This is a genomic window from Microbacterium sp. STN6, from assembly GCF_026410545.1.
Lineage (GTDB): Bacteria > Actinomycetota > Actinomycetes > Actinomycetales > Microbacteriaceae > Root112D2.
Map to the genome: position 1 here is coordinate 432,785 of NZ_JAPMIT010000003.1, position 19,679 is coordinate 452,463.

Sequence of the window (19,679 nt, forward strand, 5' to 3'; positions counted from 1 at the left end):
TCCGACCGCGCCGTCGCCCGCTCCTTCTGACCGCGCGGCGCCTTCTGACCGCGCCGTCGCCCACGCCCTCTGACCGCGCCGCCCGCCCGTCCGACGCTTTCCGCCACCCAACGGCCACCCGCCCCTCGACCGCTGTCATTGCACAGGAACTTTCGGCCGACACGCCGCCAGGGGCGGCGGTGCGGGCGGCGTGTCGCCCAATAGTTCCTGCAAAGGCGCAGGTGGGGCACTGTATCGTGCACCGGCCGCCGCGGGTGGCCCGCTTGCACCGCCTCGCACCCGGCCGTAGTATGTGTGGGAACGATTCCACACACGCGGACCTCGGGCCCGACATCCGGAGAAGAACAGATGGCAGACGGTCTCAGACCCGTGCTCTCGCTTGACATCGGCGGCACCAAGCTCGCCGTTGCCGTCGTGACGGAAGACGGGCGCACCCATGGGCTCATCGTCGAGCCCACGCGCAAGCTGGAGGGCCCAAACGCCGTCATTTCGCGCCTTTTCGACATGGGCCATCGTGCGATTGCGGCGAGCGGATACGCCGACGTCTCGGCCGTCGGCATCTCATGCGGCGGCCCCCTCGACGCCGCCAACGGTGTGCTCACCGGGCCACTGCACCTGCCCGGCTGGGTGGATGTGCCGATCGTGCAGCTTGCCCGCGACGAGTTCGGAGTTCCGGCCGCGCTTGAGAACGATGCCACAGCGGGCGCGCTCGGCGAGTTCCGCTACGGCGCCGGCCGCGGCGCTGGCACGCTCGTCTACCTCACCATCTCCACCGGTATCGGCGGCGGCGCTGTCGTCGACGGCCGGCTGCACCGCGGCGCGGCGGGCAATGGCGGCGAGTTCGGCCACGTCATGGTGCGCACGGGCGGGCGCGTCTGCCTGTGCGGACGGCGCGGGTGCCTCGAGGGGTACGCGTCGGGAAGCTCCATCGCGGACCGCGCGCGCGAGGCCGTGGCCGAGCGCGGGGCGGCATCCGCTCTGTCGGCGCTGCCCGAGGTGCGTGCCGAGGATGTCGTGGCCGCCGCGCTCGCCGGCGACGCCCTCGCCCGCGAGCTCTGGGACGAAACCGTCGACGTGCTCGCCGTCGCCATCACCGACCTCGTGAACGTCTTCGAGCCCAATGTTGTGGTGCTCGGCGGCGGCGTCACGCGCTCGGGCGCGGCCCTCATCGACCCGATTCGCGCCCGAGTGGCAGCGGATGCGATGCCTCCCGCCGCGCATGCTGCCCACATCGAACTGGCCGCCCTGGGCGACGAGGTCTGCGTCGTCGGCGCGGGAGCAGTCGCATTCGACCACCTGAAGGTCCTCGCCGGCGCGGCAAGCCGAGAACCCACGCACGCCTGAAACCAATGCACGTCTGAAACCCACGCACGCCTGAGAGCTGCCCGGCAGCACCGCGCACCACCCGAACCCTGAGCAGACACGGAGGCCTCCTCATGACCGACTGGATGCACGACCAACTCGACGCGCACGTGAACGCGGGCAGGAGCGCCGAGGCGCTGCTGCCCGGCATCCGCTCGGTGGCCGAGAGGCTGTGCGAGGCCTTCGCCGCCGGCCACATTCTCTACACCTTCGGCAACGGGGGCAGCGCGGCCGACGCCCAGCACTTCACGGGCGAGATCATCGGCCACTACAAGCGCGACCGGCGGCCACTGCCCGCCGTGACCCTCAGCACCGACCCCACCACCATGACGTGCATCGCCAATGACTACTCGTACGACGACGTCTTCAGCCGTCAGGTCGAGGCGCTCGCGAGGCCCGGCGACGTGGTCGCCGCGTTCACGACGAGCGGCAACTCCGCCAACGTGGTCTCGGCGCTGCGCCGGGCGCGCGAGAACGGCGCGACCACCGTGCTGTTCGGTGGGGGCGACGGCGGTGCGGCGCTCCCGTTCGCCGACCACGTGCTGCTTTCGCCGTCGAGCGTCACCCCCCGTATTCAGGAGGTGCACACGCTCATGCTGCACCTCATCTCGGAGTACGTTGACGCGTGGGCCGCCGACGACAAGGAGTACGTATGAGCGCCGCCGACGACGACCGCGCCGGCACGAAGAGAGCGGATGCGGCGCGCGACCGCGCCGAGCCCCGCCCCGCACCTGCCAACGCCCCGATCGCCAACGCCCCCGCGGGCCCACAGCCCGCCGGCCTCGACCACACGCGGCGCCCGCAGGCCACGCCCGACCGCACGATCCACATGATCGGCAACGCGCACATCGACCCGGTGTGGCTCTGGCCGTGGCAGGAGGGCTACCAGGAGGCCCGCGCCACCTTCGCCTCGGCGTGCGACCGCATGGACGAGTACGACGACTTCATCTTCACGTGCGACCAGATGGTGCTGCTCAGCTGGGTCGAAGAGAGCGACCCCGCACTGTTCGAACGCATCAAGCGCCGCGTCGCCGAGGGTCGCTGGGTCAACGCGGGCGGCTGGTGGGTTGAGCCCGACTGCAACATGCCCATGGGCGAGAGCTTCGTGCGCCAGGGCCTGTACGGGCAGCGCTACCTCGCGTCGCGCTTCGGCGCGCCCGCCACCGTCGGCATGAACGTCGACCCGTTCGGCCACAACGTGATGCTGCCGCAGATCCTGCGCGGGCAGGGTCTCGACAGCTACATGTTCCTGCGCCCCGGCCCGCACGAGAGCGACTTCGGCTCGAGCCTCTTCTGGTGGCAGGCGCCCGACGGCAGCCGCGTGCTCGCCTATCGCATCCCGTTCGAGTACGGCAGCCCGGCCGGTTCGGTCGAGGGCCAGACCGAGAAGTCGCTCGCCGCGCTCGACCGCGGCCTCGGCGACGTGATGGTCTTCTACGGCGTGGGCAACCACGGCGGCGGCCCGACCAAGGCCAACATCGAGTCGATCCACCGCTACGACCGCATGGGATCCTTCGGAAGGATGACGATGTCCTCTCCCCGCACCTACTTCGACGAGGTGCTCGCTCGCGGTGACGCCGCGCTCGCGAGCCTGCCCGTGCGCACCGACGACCTGCAGCATCATGCCGCGGGCTGCTACTCCGCGCACTCGGGCATCAAGGCGTGGCAGAAGCGCGCGCAGCACGCGGTTCTCTCCGCCGAGCGCTGGGCCGCGATCACGGCGGTGCACGACGACATCGCCTACCCGCGCGACGAGCTCGCGACCGCCTGGAAGCAGGTGCTGTTCAACCAGTTCCACGACGTGCTGCCCGGTTCGGCCATCGAGCCGTCGTATGACGACGCGCGCGACCAGCTCGGCGAGGCGATCTCCATCGCCAAGCGCATCATCGTGCGCGCGCACAACGTGCTCGCCCGGCAGATCGACGTGCCGTTCGACGAGGGCACCCAGCCCGTCGTCGTCTTCAACCCGCATCCCTGGCCTGTCTCGACCGACGTCGAGATGCAGTACGGCGGCCAGCGCGCGGGCGTGCACGTCGTCGACGACGAGGGGCGGATGGTCGTCTACCAGCGCACCCAGTCGACCGCGACCACCGACGACCAGAGTCGGGGCGCGGTCGTCTTCCGCGCCGACGTGCCCGCGCTCGGGTACCGCCTGTTCCGCATCAAGCCCGGCGCGATGCCGTTGCCCGAGCCGACCGCGCTGCAGGTGCGCGCCGCCTCGACGGGCGACGCCGCGCATGTGCTCGAGAACGACCTCGTTCGCATCGAGCTCGATGCCGCCACCGGCTGGATCAGCTCGTACCTCGACAAGCAGACCGGCGTCGACGTGATGGCCTGCGTCGACGGCGCGAGCCACACGCAGGTCTGCGACGACCCGACCGACACGTGGGGCCACCGTGTGGTGTCGTACGCGTGGCCCGGCGCGAGCATGACGCTCGGCAGGATCGTGGTGCGCGAGACGGGGCCCCTTCGCGCGCGGGTGCGTGTAGAGCGGGCGTGGGGCGCATCCGCTCTGACGGAGGAGTTCGTGCTCGACCACGACAGCCGGGTGCTGCGCGTGAACGTGACGCTCGACTGGCGCGAGCACGCACACCTGCTGAAGCTGCGGTTCCCGACGGTGCTCGAGACGCCGAGCGCCACGTACGAGGTGCCGTTCGGGCATCTGGCGCGGCCGGTCGATGGCGCCGAGGAGCCGGCGCAGTCGTGGGTCGACCTCACGGGAACGGTCGACGGCGCGCCCGCCGGACTCACGGTCGTGACGACGAACAAGCACGCGTACGACGTGTCGCCGAGTTCGCCGGGCGGCGCCAGCGAGGGCAGCGCCGCGCAGCCCAGCGTCGGCGTCACCGCCGTGCGCAGCCCCGTCTACTCGTGGCACGACCCGCGCCTGCTCGACGCCGACGGCGTCTACAGCTACCAGGACCAGGGCATCCAGCGCTTCAGCTACGAACTGGTGCCGCACGCCGGCGACTGGCGCACCGCCGACCCCACGCGCCGCGCCGCACTGCTCGGCTCGCCCGTGCGCGCGATGCAGGAACCCTCGCACCCCGGCACCCTGCCCCCATCCCACTCGTTCGCCTCAGACGGCGGCGACGCGGTCATGATCACGGCCCTCAAGGGCAGCGAAGACCCCACGGATGCCGCGGGCACCGGCTCGGCCGACCTGATCGTGCGTGCGGTGGAGACCCGGGGCGAGGCCGCCTCCACCCGCATCGAGCTTCCCGTGGTGGACCGCGTGCTCGAGGAGTCGTTCGGGCCCAGCCAGATCCGCACGTTCCGGGTGCCGAAGGACCCGGCGCTGCCCGTCGTCGAGGTGGACCTGATCGAGTGGGTGCTGGGCGAGAAGTGAGCGGGGCGGGCGGGGCCGAGGCGGGTGCGGCAGGCGCGAACGCTGCAGGCGCGAACGCTGCAGGCGCCCTCCCGCCCGAGCCCGCCCTCGCCGTCGCGGTCATTGACGCGAACGGCACGCCGCACGCCGACCACCCCGACTTCCGCATCGAGCTGTCGTCGACGCCGGCCGAGCCGGGCACGCGCGTCGTCGTGCGCGTGCGGTACGTGGGCGCCCGGCCGCTGGCGGCCGGCATCCGCGTATCTGCGTCGCTCGCCTCTGATGACCCGTGGTGGCTGATCCCCGGGCTGTTCTACGGCGAGAATCGTCCGGCGGCGAACACGCGACGGTTCCCGCGGTTCGAGATCGGGGCCTTCGGTGCCGAGGCGGCCGCGGCGCTCGTGAGTTCGTCGTGGGAGTTCCGCGCCGATCGCGCCGCCACGCCGGCCGTGTTCGTTTGGGCGGGCCCCGGTCGCGGCGGCCTCGCGCTCGCCGCCGCCGAGAGCAGCCCGCTCGGCATCACGGGCGTCGGCCTCGCGCACGAGAGCGCCCGCGCGCCCGCCGCCGAGACCGCGCCCGCCACCGAGACCGCGCCCGCCGACGGCACAGCCACCGCCCACCTCACGTTTCCGTACCGCGAGGCGCCCGTCACCTACTACGGCGACGAGCGAGCCCGCCAAGCGGATGTCGCCACCCACCTCTTCTCCCCCGGCGACGCCGTTGAGCTCACCCTGCGCGTCTTCGACCTGGCCCCCGACCGCCACGCCTACGCGCCGATCCTGCGCACGCTGCACGCCGAGTCGGCCGCCAGCGCCCCGCTCAACCCGTGGGTCGACGTGCCGCACGCCGCCGACCTCGCCGCCGAGGGCCTGCTGCGCTGGCACTACGACCCCGACCCCGGCGTGCTGCTCGAGACTGTCGGCTTCGACCGCGGCGTCAGCGGCCGCGACGGCAAGAACGTCGACCGCCAGGCCATGCACGTCGGCTGGGTCAGCGGCATCCCCTGGGCGTACGCGCTGCTGCAGCACGGCCTGCGTGTCGGCGCGGATGCGGAGGTCACCGCCGCCCGCCGCGTCATCGACTTCATCACCGCCACCCTCTCCCCCTCCGGCACGTTCTGGGGCGTCTGGTACCGCGACTCCGGCTGGAGCCAGAGCTGGACCGAGATCAAGCGCGGCCTGCACTCGCGCACCCTCGGCGAGGCGACGCTGTTCCTGGTGCGGGCGGCGGCGCTCGAGGCGTCACAGGCGCCTGCCAGAGCGGATGCTGCGTGGGAGCGCGCCATCCGCTCGAATCTCGATACCGTGGTCGCCCGCCAGCGCGCCGACGGCAATCTCGGTTCGATCCACCATGCGGAGACCGGCGAGGTGCTCTCGTGGCAGGGTGCGGCCGGGCTCATGTGGATCCCGGCGCTGGTCGAGGCGGGCGACCGTGACGAGCGCTACCTGCCCGCCGCGCTTGCCGCGGGCCGCTACTACGTGCGCTTCGTCGAGCAGGAGTTCATTCACGGCGCGCCGGAAGACGTTGACCTCGCGCCCACCTCGGAAGACGGCTACGCGGCGATCATGGCGTACATGGCGCTGCACCGGGCCACGGGCGACGCCGCCTGGCTCGACCTCGCGCGCCGCGCCGCCGACTGGATGCTGACGTTCCGCTACACGTACAACGTGAGCTTCGAGCCGACGACGCTGCTCGGCACGTACGACTTCCGGTCGCGGGGAGCCGACCAGGCGTCGCCGTCGAACCAACACCTGCACGCGTACGGCCTGGTGTGCACCGACGAGCTGCACGAGTTGGCTCGCGCCACCGGCGACCCGCACTATGCCGAGCGCGCCAACGAGACTCTGGAGTGCTTCCGCCAGTTCATCGCCCGCGACGACGGCGACTTCAACGCCTACCGCGGTATGGTCTCGGAGCGCTTCTACCAGACCGAATGCTTTCAGCCGAAGGGGATGCTGCTCACCCTCTCGCACGCCTGGAGCGTCGGCGTCCTCCTGCTCGCCTGCGAGCAGACTCTCGCCCGCAACGTGGGTTGAGGAGTGCCGCAGGCACGTCTCGAAACCCGCCGCCTTGCTGGTTGAGGAGTGCCGCAGGCACGTCTCGAAACCCGCCGCCTTGCTGGTTGAGGAGTGCCGCAGGCACGTCTCGAAACCCGCCGTCTTGCTGGTTGAGGAGTGCCGCAGGCACGTCTCGAAACCCGCCGCGCTGTGCCCGCCGCGCCGAGAGTGGGCATTCGCGACGAGATCGCCTGTTCTGACACCCTCGTTCGTCGCGAACACCCACTCTCGCTGAGTTCTCTCACGTTCAGCGCACTCCGCTGAACGCGCTCCGCTCACGCGTCGACTCAGCGCTTCCGGCCAAGGCTCCGCCGCTCAGCGCTTCCGCGCCGCCTGCGCCGTCAGTGTCGCATCGCCGACTCCATATGGTGGGAGTGAGACCGATTGGGCCCGATGCTGCCAATTCACCACCGCATCCACCTGCTCTCCGGTGATGTTGCGCAGGCGAACGCGCACTGCCCCGTCGGGGCCAGGGCGCAATTCGGCGAGCACCGACCCGGTCGGTTCGACACTCAGCAGCCCGGCCGCCGGCTCGCGAAGCCCGGCCGCCGGCTCGTGAAGCCCGGCCCCCGGCTCGCGCACCCCGGCTGCCAGCTCGCGCAGCTCGTCTGCCTGCTCGCGCAGCCCGCCGGGCTCGCCACTTCCGTTCGGTGCGCCCGCAGCATCCGCTCTGCGCTCGTCTGCAACACGCCCCTCCATCACGCGCGCCAGCACCGGCTCGAGCAGGTCGCGCCCGAAGACGCGCACATCCTGGCGGCGCACCGGCCCCGCGGTCGGCCTGAACCGGTAGTGGTACAGCCCGGTTCCACCCTGCGACGCCTGGAAGTTCGTGAAGTGCAGGTTGTTCATCACCCAGCTGTTCACATGCCCGCCGCGCACCTCGAGCCGCTCCGCCCACTGGCCCGTGTGGAACCCACCGAGCTGCACAAGCGGCGCCTCGATGGCACCCCACAGAATTCCCCCTGATGTGGGTTGAGGAGTGCCGAAGGCACGTCTCGCAACCCCGTGTTCCGCCGCGCGCGTTCCCCCGTTCACCCCGACCGCATGCTGAATCGAGTACCAGTCTTTGCTCGTGTCGGGCAGCTGCTCCGCATCCGCTTCGTATACCGCCCCCGCGGTCTCGAGCAGAAACCGCGGCTGCTCCACCGCGAACGGGAACGCCACGAACAGGCTCTCCGGCTCGAAGGTCGCCGGCTTCACCAGCCGCACGACCAGGTCGATGAGGTCGCTTCCGTCGTACAGGCTCAGCGTGGTCGTGGCGGAGGCGCGGCCCACTGCCGACGACCAGGTGACGCGCAGCCCGGCATCCGTGGCGGTGACCTGCGGTTCGTCGGCTCCGCGAGCCGTCTCGCGCACGAATTCCGGCCCCGGATGCTGCGGGTTGAAGTTCTTCGGGTTGTGCAGCATGGCGTGGTCGCTGCCCGGCGGAACGCTCTCGGCCACCAGCGCGCCGAGCCCGTGGCCCGCTGCGCCGTCGATGAGCTCGCGACCGGTGCGCTTGTCGACGAGCGAGACGACTCCCCCGGCGGCCGGGTCGACCTCGGCGCGATAGGTCTCGGTCTCGATCACGCGCCCCGGCTTCGGCCCAGCGGATGGCCCCGGCACCGGCACGCTCACCACCGAGAAGGCCGGTACGGTCGCGACCACGCTCGCCCGGCGCACGCCGCCCACCTCGAACTCGACGGGTTCGGTGCGCTCGCGCTCGCTCGTGTTGACGAGCACGACCGCGTCTGCTGCGGCCGCTCGAGTAGCGGTTTGCGCGTCTGCTGCGGCCGCTCGAGTAGCGGTTTGCGCGTCTGCTGCGGGTTGAGGAGCGCGAAGCGCGTCTCGAAACCCCCCAACCCGAAACACCCCTTCTATCGCCAGATCCCGCGCCAGGTCATACGCCGCATACGCGAACCCCATCTTCGCGTTGCGGTGCGAGTGACTGAACACCGAGTGCGGCTTCGAGTACGTCTCCCATGATCCCCACGTGTGCTCGCCGAAGAGCAGCAACTGCTCGTCGACCGCGTCGAGGTCGCGCACGATCTCTTGCTCGCCGCGCAGGCGCACGGGCCCGCGTCGGTAGCCGAGCACGGTGGCGAGCGGCACGGTGGCGAGCGGCACGGTGGTCTCGCCGCCATCCGCACCGCCGCCCGCCAACAGCGCGAGCGCCAGCGTCGACTGCGCCGCCCGCGCGAACGATCGCGCCTGCCGGTACACGCCGACCTCGAAGGCGGTCGAGCCGTGCCCGTGCGCCCACCAGTCGCTCCACTCGCCGCGCAGCACGGGCAGCTGCGGATCATCCGGCGGCTGGTTGCCCACCTGCGCCTGCAGCACATCGAGCGCGTCGTCGATCGTTGCCGTGCGCATCTGCACCTCGGGGTGCCGCGCATTCCAGTGCCGCACCACCTCGGTGAACAGCGCCGTCGGCCACCGGTTGTCGTTGCCCGCGTGCACGATCGCCGTGTCGAACGGCCAGTCTTCGCGCTCGCCGAGCCGCGCGATGAACTCGCCGATGCGCCGCTCCGCCAGCTCCACGTCGCCGTCGACGATCCCCCACTCCTCGCCGTACCCGTAGTGCGTCGACAGCAGCGTGAACACGCGGCCGCCCGCGGGGCCTTCCCACCAGAACGCGCTCGGCTGCTCGAGTGGCGCGCGCCCGTGGTCCGGGTTCAGCGCCATGACGAGCCGGTCGATGCCGCCGCGCAGCATGCCGTCGACCTCGCCCCAGGCAATGCCGTTGACGTCGCCGTGTTGTTCCGTACGCACGCGGATGCCGCGCATCCGCAATTCGTCGAGTTGCTCTCGTGCGGCGTCGAACTCCCCCTGTGACGGCAGCTGCGTCATGTTGAGGTAGCCGCCGGTCACGCTGATGCGGCCCTCGGCCACGCGTCGCCGCATGCGCTCGATGTCGCGCTCGCCGTCTGGGCGCTGCGCTGCCTCGCGCATGAAGCGCAGAACGGGGCGTGCGACCTCGAAGGTCCAGCGAAAGTCGTCTGGCCCGTCGCTCGCGTGCCGGTCGCACAGATCGAGCACGTGGCCGACGATCGCAGCGTGCATCGGGTCGATGATTCGCGGGCTGTTCGTGTAGCCGACGTCGTGGTGGGTGTGGCCGAGAAGCAGGATTCGGCGGATGCTGGACACAGAACGCCTTTCGGTTTATGGCATCGTTGCCACACAAACCTTAGCCGAGTCGCGGGGTCAAAGCCGAGGGCGGGGGAGGGGAAGATAACGAATTGCCTACGTTCCGCCAATCTCCCCTTGTGGAGGAGCGGCGCCTAGGCTACTTTTCGATGTGGGAAGGATTCCATGTTTTGCGGCACGGCATCCGAATCTCGACGTGGGTGGCGACGGCGCTCCTACGCGATTCCAATGAAGGGATAACAGATGAAGAAGAGGCAGACGGTGCTCGCGGCGCTTGCGCTGACGGCATCCGTGGCACTCCTCGCCGGCTGCAGCTCAGGCGGCGGCGGCAACGGTGACTCGAACTCGAAGAACCAGTTCACCAAGAAGGCGTCCGGCACTCTCAACTACTGGGGCTTCGACAACGCCGACGACGTCGGCACGTCGCGCCTTGACTACGCGGCCAAGCAGCTGAAGGGCGTCACCATCAAGGGTGACCAGACTCCGTTCGACGCGCAGAAGTTCACGACGCGCGTCGCCAGCGGCAACACGCCAGACGTCGTGCAGATGAGCGCGAACTTCGTCGCGACGTACGCGGCGCAGGGGCTCATCATGCCGCTCGACCAGTGCTTCTCGGTGCACAACGTCAAGCCATCATCGGCGTACTACCAGTCGGTGGTCGACGACATGACGTACGACGGCCACATGTACGGGGTACCGCAGTTCTTCCAGCCGCCTGCGATCATTCTCAACGAGACCGTCATGAAGGCGGCAGGGGTGAAGGATGAGGACCTCAACACGTCCAAGCCCGACCAGCTCGTCGAGGCCGTCAAGAAGATGTACAAGGAGAGCGGCGGCACGCCGACGACGATGGGCTTCGACCCGGTGTCGACCGGGCAGCCGGGCCTGTGGATCCTCGGCTACGGCGGCCAGATCATCAGCAAGGATGGCAAGCCCACCCTTGATGACCCGAAGAACCAGAAGGGCCTCGAAGTTCTGAAGAAGATCTACGACGCTCAGGGTGGCTACGCGAAGGACAAGAGCTTCACCGACGCGTTCGACACGTTCGGAGACAACAATCAGTACGTGAAGAATCAGGTCGGCGCGCAGGTGAACGCCCAGTGGTACCCGAACGTACTGATGAGCGGTGCCAACGCCGACAAGCTCGACATCTCGGGCATGCCGTTCTACAACTCCGAGGGCCAGCCGTTCACGGTCTCGAGCGGAACCTCGTTCGTCATCCCGGTCGGTGCCAAGAACAAGGACGCCGCGTGCGCCTGGGCCATCAACCTGACGAACTTGGGCGCGTGGAAGGCCGCGGGCAAGGCCCGTGCCGACACGCTGGCGTCGAAGGGCGGCATCAACACCGGCCTCTTCACAGGCTCGCCCGAGGCAGACAAGTTCATTCGCGACACGTACGTCAAGTCCACGGGTAACGCCGGGTTCGACAAGGTCATCGCGACGTACTACGACGTTGTCTCGCACGGAAAGTCGATCGGCACCTCGCCGGCCGGCCAGCAGATCCAGACGGAGCTGACCAACGCCATCACCTCGGTGATGCTCGGCTCCAAGTCGCCTGAGGCCGCGCTCAAGGATGCCCAGTCATCCGCGATGCGCGCCTACCAGCAGGCGTCGCGCGGCAAGTAACAGAGCGGTCCGACCGCACGGGGCGGCCTCCTTCGGGAGGCCGCCCTTCGTCGTGTGCGGCGGGCGTGTGTGGGCGCCGGTGCGCGAGCGCCGGTGCGCGAGCGCCTGTGGGCGCCGGTGCGCGAGCGCCTGTGGGCGCCGGTGCGTGAGCGCTTGTGGGCGAGCGCCTGTGTGTGGGTGTGTGCGCGTGTGGGTGTGTGCGCGCGCGTGTGTGTGGGTGTGTGCGTGTGTGTGTGTGTGGGTGTGTGGGTGTGTGGGAGGGTCGGGCCAAATTGCGGGTTTGTCGGCGCTCAACCCGCGATGTGCCCCGTCACGTGAGCGGTTCCTCGCCGCGTGCGTTCGCACATCCTCGAGGGTCGGGCCATATTGCGGCTGTCCCAGGCCAACAGTCGCGATTCGCCCCACCTCGAGGGCGGAGTGCTATAAGCGCGGGGTTGCTTCGAGCGGCGGGTGACCTGCCCCATATGCCAGAAGTGAGCGCCGGCGTCGCACATCCGACGGCTTCTGCGGTGTCGGCACGAGGCCCGATTCCGAGATGCCAGTAAACGTCGGGGGAGTCGAGCCCTGGCGACGGTCTTTGCGCTGTCGGACGTCGCAGAGCAGGAGCCTCCTCGTCAGGGCGTGACATTTACGGCCACCCGTCGCGCGCGAGGCCGCGCTGGCCGCAGGAGAGATGCAGGTGCGCACGAGAAGCGGATGCGCATCCGCTCGTGATGCGCGAATCGCACGGAAAGGCGGCCAGCACGCACGGAAAGGCGGCCAGCACGCACGGAAAAGCGGCCCGGACGAGGGTTGATGAAGTCCGAGCCGCTCAACCGAGCTGCGGGCGGGGCCAGCCAGAAACGGGGTCGCCAGCCGAAGCGATGCCAGCCGAAGGAGCGCCAGCCGAAGCGACGCCATGCGCCCCCGCGACGCCCGCCGAGGCCACGCCATGCGCCCCCGCGGCGCCCTACCCCTTGCGCCCCTGGGTCGCGACTCCCTCGATGAAGTACCGCTGCCCGAAGGCGAACAGTATGAGCATGGGGAGCGTCACGATCAGTGCCGCCACCATCACGTACTGGTAGTCGCCGTGGCCGCCGTTGGTCGGGCTGAACGCTGTCATGGCGTACGAGATACCGAGGGGCACGGTGAAGGTGTCGAGGTGGCCGCCGTTCAGGTAGATCAGGGCGCCCTGGAAGTTGTTCCAGCTGGCTTGGAACTCGAAGATGAACACGATGACGAACGAGGGGATCGACAGCGGCATCGCGATCTTCGTGAAGAGCCGCCAGTAGTTGGCGCCGTCGAGGCGCGCGGCCTCGAACAGTTCACGCGGCAGCCCGAGGAAGAACTGCCGTTGCAGGAAGATGTAGAACGCTGAGCCGAACAGGTTCATACCGAACAGGGGAGCCCAGGTGCCGAGCAGCCCCGTCTGCTTCCAGATGAGGTACTGCGGCACCATGGTCACCGCGCCGGGCAGCATCATGGTCGCCAGCACGATGCCGAACAGCAGCCCGCGCCCCGGGAACTTGAAGTACGAGAACCCGAACGCCACCACCGAACTCGAGATTGCCACGAGGCCGGCCGCGAGCACCGCGATGATGATGCTGTTGAAGATCCAGTGCAGCAGGGGCAGCTGGTCCCACACCGCGACATAGTTCTGCGGCTGGAACGTCTTCGGCCACAGAGAGTTGTCGAACACCTGCCCGCGCGGCTTCAGGCTCGCTGCGAGCAGCCACACGAACGGGTAGAGGAACATGCAGGTGAAGGCGAGCAGAATGATCCACTGCACGACCTTGCCGATGACGGAGCGGGGCCGGTACCAGCGGCCGCGACCGTTGCGCGCCGAGCGCTTCGTGTCGACGCCTCCGAGATCGCCCGAGGCCACCGCTGTCATGGCCGGAGACTGTGTCGCGGTCATCAGTTGTCTCCCTCGTAGTAGACGAAGCGGTTGCTGAACTTCACCTGGATCATCGTGATGATGAGAATGATCACGAACAGCAGCCAGGCCATCGCCGCGGCGAATCCGAAGTCGAACTGCCGGAACGCCTGCTGGAACAGGTACACGCCGTAGAACAGCGACGAGTCAGGTGACGCGTTCGTTTGATCTCGCCAGAAGAGCAGGTACGCCTGGTCGAACACCTGCAGCGCGGCGATCGTCAGCACGATCACGTTGAAGAAGATGGCGCCCGAGATCATGGGCACCGTGATCTTGAAGAACTGGCGGATGGGCCCCGCCCCGTCGATCGACGACACCTCGTAGAGGTCGCGCGGCACGTTCTTCAGCGCCGCCAGGAAGATGACCATGGTGCCGCTCACGCCCCACAGGGTCATGAGCACGATCGACGGCTTGACCCAGTTCGGGTCGACCAGCCACTGGGGCCCCTCGATACCGAACAGCTTCAGGAACGCGTTGATCGCGCCGGTGTTGCCGTTCAACAGCAGAAGGAAGATGGATGCTGTGGCCACCGACGGCGTCATCTTCGGCAGATAGTAGATGGTGCGGAAGATGCCCGCCCCACGCCCGAGCTTGGAGAGAACCATCGCGAGGAACAGCGCGAAGATGATCTCGAGCGGAACCGCGAGAACCGCATAGAAAAGGGTGTTGCCGAGCGACATGGCGACCTTCGGGTCGCTGAACAGCCGCTGGTAGTTGTCCATTCCCGCCGGAACCGCGCTGTTGGTGGCGAGGTTGTAATAGCTGAACGAGATCACGAGGCTGTAGATCATGGCGCCCGCGGTGAAGATGAGGAAGCCGAGGATCCAGGGGCTGATGAAGAGATAGCCCGCGATGGCCTCGCGCCGGTTGTACTTCTTGGCCTTGCGAATCTTGCGTTCGCCGCCGTCTGCCGCCCCCGTTGCGGGTGGGGCCCCGGTCGCCACGCTCATGTTCGGCACCTTTCGGCTGCAGTGCCGAGTGAATCGGTCGTCGTCATTGCCGCCCCTCTCGAGAAAAGACCAGAAGGTCACAGTGTGGCATCGTTACCACATACCGGTGACTATAAGCCTACTCTGGGAGTAGTTGCAAGGCTCTGCCTCATTCGTTAGCGAGACGAAACCGTCGCGATCGCAGTCAGCCACTAGGGTTGACTCGCACTGTCGGTCGGCCGAGGGCGACCGCTCGGCCGCCGTCGACGAGGCAGCGTAGGAGAAGGAAGAAGCGTGAACGAAGGGGCGCCACGGGCGGAGCGGCAACGACGCGCCACGCTCAAAGACGTCGCGCGGCTGGCCGGCGTCTCGCAGTCCACCACGTCGAGGGCGCTCAGTGGCGAGGGTTACGTTGCGGCCGGCGTGCGCGCTCGCGTGCTCGCCGCATCCGAGGAACTGCGTTATGTGCCGCACGCCATGGCACGCAGCCTTCGCACGCAGGACAGCCGCTCGATCGGCGTTCTCGTCTCGGACCTGCGCAACACGTTCTACGCCGACCTCGCCGCCGGCATCGCCGGGCGCGCCCGCGCCAACCGCTACACCATGATGCTCGTCGACGACCAGGGCTCGACCGAGGCCGAGCTCAGCGCCGCCCGCGCGTTCGTCGCCACGCGGGTGGCGGGCGTGATCGTGACGCCTCTGTCAGCGAGCGTGACCGACTACCTGATCGGCCAGCGCATTCCCGTGGTCGAGGTCGACCGGCAGTTCTCGGCGGGGCGTTGCGACGCGGTGCTTGTCGACAACATCGACGTGGCCAGGCGCATGACCGACCACCTCATTTCGCTGGGCCACCAGCGCATCGCGCTGTTCATCGACGAGACGAACTGGACGACGGGAAGCGACCGCGTCGAGGGCTTCCGCCGCGCCCTCAAAGACGCCGGCATCGAGCCGAACCCGTCGCTCGTCATCTCGGCTGGGTGGGAGGCGGCGGAGGCCCGACGGGCCGCCATTGACGTGCTGGCGCGCCGCGAGCATCCGACCGCCATTTTCGCTGCGAACAACCTGCTTGCCGAGGGCGTGTGGCGCGCGGCGAGTGATCTGGGCCTGCGCATTCCCGACGACGTGAGCATCGTGTCGTTCGACGATTCTCAGTGGATGAGCATGGTCAGCCCGGGCATCACGGCCGTCGCGCAGGACGCGATCGCGCTCGGCGAGGCGGCGATCGACCGTCTGCTGGCACGCGTGGCCGAGCCGGACGCGCCGCCGCAGACGCTCGTGCTCGAGGCGCAGGTGCTGCCCCGCGGCTCGACCGCCGCCCCTCGCGCCGGCGCCTGAGCGGTCTGCGCCCGCCGCCCCCGTGCGCCTGCGCGATCTGCCGCCCTGCTGTCTCGACTCCCACTCGACGTGAGAGGCCAAAAATCGCCCTTATCGAGCGGTTTAGGGGCAGTTTTTGGCCTCTCAGCCAGAGCTGGTGGGGAATTTGGCGGGCGTGACGCATTTCGCGACTGGAATCGTTCCCACATTTCCGCGAGAATTGCGCCATGACAGCCGCGCCCAGCGAGATGGCGACCGTAGCCACCGAGACGAGCGCCATGCACACCGAGACGGCGCGCTACGAGGTCGTCGTCTACGGCGCAACCTCGGCCGGTGTGTGCGCCGCGGTCGCCGCAGCGGGCGAGGGCGCCCAGGTTCTGCTCATCGGCCCCGAACGCCACGTGGGCGGCATGACGAGCGGCGGACTTGGGTACACGGATGTCGGCGACGAGCGCGCCCTCGGCGGGCCCGCCCGTCGCCTGCGGCACGCCGTAGCCGAGCACTACGGCGTCGCCGAGGGGCACTTCGCCGGGCCGGAGCCCCACGTCGCCGAGGCGATCTTCGTGCGCTGGCTCGAGGAGGCCGGGGTCGAGGTGCGGCTGGGCGAGCGCGCCGGGGTGGCCGCGGCGCAGGGGAGCGGAGGCGGCATCCGCTCTCTGGGCTTTGAATCCGGGCTCCGTGTCAGCGCCGGGGTCTTCATCGACGCGAGCTACGAGGGGGACCTGCTGCCGCTGGCGGGCGTCGAATACTCCGTGGGGCGTGAGAGCACCGCGCTGCACGGCGAGCGATTCGCGGGCAGGCAGGAGCTCGTGCCGGGCCGCCACACGATGCCGGCCTGGATCTCGCCGTTCGCCAGCGACCCGAGCGGCGAGAGCGAGGGGCCGCTGCTCGCGCAGATCAAGCCCGAGCCGATGGTGCCGGTGGGCGCGGGCGACGGGGGAGTGATGTCGTACGGCTACCGCGTGTGCCTCACGACGGCGCCCGATCGCATCGCGTTCGAGCGGCCCGCCGACTACGACGACGGCTACTGGGAGCTCGGCCGCCGCCTGCTCGCTCAGTACGGCGACGACGAGATCGCCTACACGGCCGGTCGCATGCTCGGGCTCGAGCCCAACCTGCCCGGCGGCAAGAGCGACGGCAACTCGCTCGGGCCCCTCTCGCTCAGCGTGCTCGACGGCTCGGCCTGGCGCTACCCCGACGCGGACGCGGCCGAACGCGAGCGAATCCGACTGCACCATCTGAGCCATACGGCCGGCTTTCTCTACTTTCTCGCCACCGACGCCGCCGTGCCGCGGCGCATTCGCGAGACCATGCAGCGCTTCGGCCTGCCGCGCGACGAGTTCGCCGACACCGGCCACCTGCCTCACCAGCTCTACGTGCGCGAGGGCCGGCGCATGCAGGGCGCCTACGTGCTCACCGAGCACGACCTCATCGAGGGCCGCCACCCCCGCGATTCCGTCGCCCTCGGCTCGTACCACCTCGATATCCGCGAGGTGCAGCGGGCCTGGCGGTGGGTCTACGAGCACCCCCGCCCTATCGGCATGGTCTTCACCGAGGGCTACCTCTCGGTGCAGGTGCCTCTCTACGGCGTCCCGTACCGCTCGCTCACGCCGCGCGCCGAGCAATGCGACAACCTGCTCGTACCCGTCTGCCTCTCGGCGTCGCACGTCGCGTTCTCGTCGGTGCGCATGGAGCCGCAGTACCAGATGCTCGGGCACGCTGCGGGTATCGCGGCGGCGCAGGCCGTCGCGGCATCCGTGCCGGTGCAGGCCGTGAGCATGGAGCGTCTGCATGAGCGACTGGATGCCACGGGGCAGGTCTTCGCCCTGTAGCGCCCCCGTGCGTGGCCGCTTCGGCGCAACGGCTACCCGTCGCCCGGCCGGTGCGGGCTCGACACGACGGTCACGGGTCGCGGCGGAGTGCGTTCCGCGACTGCCTGCATGCTGAGCGCCTGCTCGGCCCGACGCTGTCGGCCGCGCATCAGCAGAGCGGATGCCGCGGCCCCCAGCCCTGCCGCAACCAGGGCGACGGCGCCCAGCATCCCGGGGCTGCTGCGCTCGTGTCTCATTTTGCTCGATCTCGTCATGGCTCCTCGCTCGGCGTCTGCTTCCACGATGACCCCGAAACGGCACGCGTCAAGGGGTGAGGGGCCGACGAGTCGGGGCAGTTTGCGGGTGCGCGTGTGATTCACCCGCGATTCGGCTCGACGCGACAAGGCGAGCGCCCATGGGAGCCGCTTCCTAGAGTGGAGAACGTCACTCGAGAGGAGCATCGTGGAGAGTGAAACCGACCGCACGAACAACGACAGCACCGCCCCCTGGTGGACCAGCGCAGTCGTCTACCAGATCTACCCGCGCAGCTTCCAGGATTCCGACGGCGACGGCATGGGCGACATCGGCGGCATTCGCCGCAGGCTCGATTACCTGGCCGAGCTGGGCATCGACGTGCTCTGGATCTCGCCCATGTACATGTCGCCCCAGCACGACAACGGCTACGACATCAGTGACTACCGCCGCATCGACCCGGTCTTCGGCACCCTGGAGGAGTTCGACGAGTTGCTCGGCGAGGCGCATGAGCGCGGCATCCGTATCGTCATGGATCTCGTCGTCAACCACACGTCGTCGGCGCATCCGTGGTTCGTCGAGTCGCGCTCGTCGAAAGACAATCCCAAGCGCGACTGGTACTGGTGGCGGCCGCCGCGCCAGGGCATGACCGGTGGCGAGCCGGGCGCCGAGCCGACGAACTGGTCATCGAACTTCAGCGAGTCGTCGTGGCAGTACGACGAGGAGACGGGCGAGTACTACCTGCACCTCTTCGCGCGGCAGCAGCCCGACCTCAACTGGGAGAACCCGGACGTGCGCCGGGCCGTCTACGACATGATGATCTGGTGGCTCGACCGCGGCATCGACGGCTTTCGCATGGACGTCATCAACTTCATCTCGAAACACACTGACTTGCCGGATGCCCCGGCAGAGCCGGGGGTCGTGCACCCCGACGGCCACGCGTACTACGTCGACGGGCCGCGCATTCACGAGTTCATCCACGAGATGAACGAGCAGGTGTTCGCCGGCCGCGGCGGCGCCGAGCTGCTCACGGTGGGGGAGATGCCGGGCGTCACCCCGGAGGCGGCGCGCAAGTTCACGGACCCCGCCCGGCACGAGCTCGATATGGTATTCCAATTCGAGCATGTAGCGCTTGACCACGGTCCCAACGGCAAGTTCGACGTGCTGCCGCTCGACCTGCCGAAGCTCAAGCGCTCGCTCGCCCGGTGGCAGGATGCGCTCGCCGACGTCGGCTGGAACAGCCTCTACCTGGACAACCACGACCAGCCGCGCCTCGTCTCGCGTTTCGGCAACGACGACGAGTATCGCTACGAGTCCGCCACGCTGTGGGCGACCGTGCTGCACCTGCACCGGGGCACGCCCTACGTGTACCAGGGCGAGGAGATCGGCATGACGAACATGCCATTCGACAGTCTCGACGACTTCCGCGATATCGAGAGCATCAACTACTACAACGCAGCGACGAAGCAGGGAAAGTCGCGCGACGAGGTGCTGAAGGGCCTGCGCCACTTCAGCCGTGACAACGCGCGAACGCCCGTGCAATGGGACGATTCGGCCCATGCGGGCTTCACCACAGGCGAGCCCTGGATCGAGGTGAACCCGAACTATCGCCACCTCAACGTCGCCGCCGACCGCGCGGCCGACCAGTCCGTGTTCCGCTACTACCAGGGGCTGATTCGCCTGCGGCACGAGAATCAGGTCGTCGCGCTCGGCCACTTCGAGTTGCTCGAGCCCGAGCATCCGCAGTTATATGCCTTCACCCGCATGCGCGGCGACCAGCGGCTTCTCGTCGTCGCCAACGTTTCCAACGACCCGCTCACGCTGTGGTCGTTGCAGACGGCAGACGCCGACGAGCTCGAACCGTGGGTGTCGGGCGGCGAGGTGCTCATGACCAACACGCAACAGGGCACGGATGCCGGTGTGCTGGCCCCGTGGGAGGCCCGCATCTACGCCCTGTGA

12 protein-coding genes are annotated in these 19,679 nt (G+C 69.0%); 8 read left to right on the forward strand and 4 right to left on the reverse strand.

The window, feature by feature from the left end; translation table 11 throughout:
* The first annotated feature begins 348 nt into the window (after positions 1-348).
* From OSC27_RS11185 to OSC27_RS11200, 4 genes are all read left to right on the forward strand, one after another.
* Entirely contained in the window at positions 349-1,344 is a 996-nt protein-coding gene (locus tag OSC27_RS11185; RefSeq protein ID WP_267181531.1) for an ROK family protein, read from the forward strand.
* A gap of 92 nt (positions 1,345-1,436) precedes the next feature.
* Complete coding sequence (locus tag OSC27_RS11190) at positions 1,437-2,018, forward strand: D-sedoheptulose-7-phosphate isomerase (protein ID WP_267181532.1); 582 nt, start codon at positions 1,437-1,439, stop codon at positions 2,016-2,018.
* Entirely contained in the window at positions 2,015-4,711 is a 2,697-nt protein-coding gene (locus OSC27_RS11195; protein WP_267181533.1) for an alpha-mannosidase, read from the forward strand. The genes OSC27_RS11190 and OSC27_RS11195 overlap by 4 nt, the downstream gene beginning before the upstream one ends.
* Positions 4,708-6,726, forward strand: coding sequence for a hypothetical protein (locus OSC27_RS11200; RefSeq protein WP_267181534.1), 2,019 nt, complete (start codon positions 4,708-4,710; stop codon positions 6,724-6,726). The genes OSC27_RS11195 and OSC27_RS11200 overlap by 4 nt, the downstream gene beginning before the upstream one ends.
* A 336-nt stretch (positions 6,727-7,062) precedes the next feature.
* Here OSC27_RS11200 and OSC27_RS11205 read toward each other — a convergent pair whose 3' ends face one another.
* The gene (locus tag OSC27_RS11205) at positions 7,063-9,873 is read right to left on the reverse strand and encodes a hypothetical protein (protein WP_267181535.1); all 2,811 of its coding nucleotides are present in this window, start codon (positions 9,871-9,873) and stop codon (positions 7,063-7,065) included.
* Positions 9,874-10,116: 243 nt separating this feature from the next.
* Between OSC27_RS11205 and OSC27_RS11210 the strand changes: the two genes are divergently transcribed.
* The gene (locus tag OSC27_RS11210) at positions 10,117-11,499 is read left to right on the forward strand and encodes an ABC transporter substrate-binding protein (protein ID WP_267181536.1); all 1,383 of its coding nucleotides are present in this window, start codon (positions 10,117-10,119) and stop codon (positions 11,497-11,499) included.
* Between the two features lie 949 nt (positions 11,500-12,448).
* On the opposite strand, the gene OSC27_RS11215 is transcribed toward OSC27_RS11210, so the two are convergent.
* Both OSC27_RS11215 and OSC27_RS11220 read right to left on the reverse strand, forming a co-directional pair.
* A complete protein-coding gene (locus OSC27_RS11215; RefSeq protein ID WP_416348847.1) occupies positions 12,449-13,396 on the reverse strand; it encodes a carbohydrate ABC transporter permease in 948 nt (315 codons plus the stop codon).
* Positions 13,396-14,364, reverse strand: a complete 969-nt coding sequence (locus OSC27_RS11220) for a carbohydrate ABC transporter permease (protein ID WP_267181537.1) — start codon at positions 14,362-14,364, stop codon at positions 13,396-13,398. Before OSC27_RS11220 ends, OSC27_RS11215 begins: the two co-directional genes overlap by 1 nt.
* Before the next feature lie 273 nt (positions 14,365-14,637).
* Here OSC27_RS11220 and OSC27_RS11225 point away from each other — a divergent pair, with 273 nt between their 5' ends.
* Positions 14,638-15,678 (forward strand): LacI family DNA-binding transcriptional regulator, encoded by a 1,041-nt coding sequence (locus OSC27_RS11225; RefSeq protein WP_267181538.1) that lies wholly within the window; start codon positions 14,638-14,640, stop codon positions 15,676-15,678.
* A 206-nt stretch (positions 15,679-15,884) separates the two neighbouring features.
* Positions 15,885-17,489, forward strand: coding sequence for an FAD-dependent oxidoreductase (locus OSC27_RS11230; protein ID WP_267181539.1), 1,605 nt, complete (start codon positions 15,885-15,887; stop codon positions 17,487-17,489).
* Positions 17,490-17,521: 32 nt separating this feature from the next.
* On the opposite strand, the gene OSC27_RS11235 is transcribed toward OSC27_RS11230, so the two are convergent.
* Positions 17,522-17,743 (reverse strand): hypothetical protein, encoded by a 222-nt coding sequence (locus OSC27_RS11235; protein ID WP_267181540.1) that lies wholly within the window; start codon positions 17,741-17,743, stop codon positions 17,522-17,524.
* A 187-nt stretch (positions 17,744-17,930) separates the two neighbouring features.
* Between OSC27_RS11235 and OSC27_RS11240 the strand changes: the two genes are divergently transcribed.
* Complete coding sequence (locus OSC27_RS11240; RefSeq protein ID WP_416348848.1) at positions 17,931-19,679, forward strand: glycoside hydrolase family 13 protein; 1,749 nt, start codon at positions 17,931-17,933, stop codon at positions 19,677-19,679.

Coding starts and splice junctions, on each gene's coding strand:
- OSC27_RS11185 (WP_267181531.1), top strand. CDS start 349: ATGGCAGACGGTCTCAGACCCGTGCTCTCGCTTGACATCGGCGGCACC.
- OSC27_RS11190 (WP_267181532.1), top strand. CDS start 1,437: ATGACCGACTGGATGCACGACCAACTCGACGCGCACGTGAACGCGGGC.
- OSC27_RS11195 (WP_267181533.1), top strand. CDS start 2,015: ATGAGCGCCGCCGACGACGACCGCGCCGGCACGAAGAGAGCGGATGCG.
- OSC27_RS11210 (WP_267181536.1), top strand. CDS start 10,117: ATGAAGAAGAGGCAGACGGTGCTCGCGGCGCTTGCGCTGACGGCATCC.
- OSC27_RS11215 (WP_416348847.1), bottom strand. CDS start 13,396: ATGACCGCGACACAGTCTCCGGCCATGACAGCGGTGGCCTCGGGCGAT.
- OSC27_RS11220 (WP_267181537.1), bottom strand. CDS start 14,364: ATGAGCGTGGCGACCGGGGCCCCACCCGCAACGGGGGCGGCAGACGGC.
- OSC27_RS11230 (WP_267181539.1), top strand. CDS start 15,885: ATGACAGCCGCGCCCAGCGAGATGGCGACCGTAGCCACCGAGACGAGC.
- OSC27_RS11235 (WP_267181540.1), bottom strand. CDS start 17,743: ATGACGAGATCGAGCAAAATGAGACACGAGCGCAGCAGCCCCGGGATG.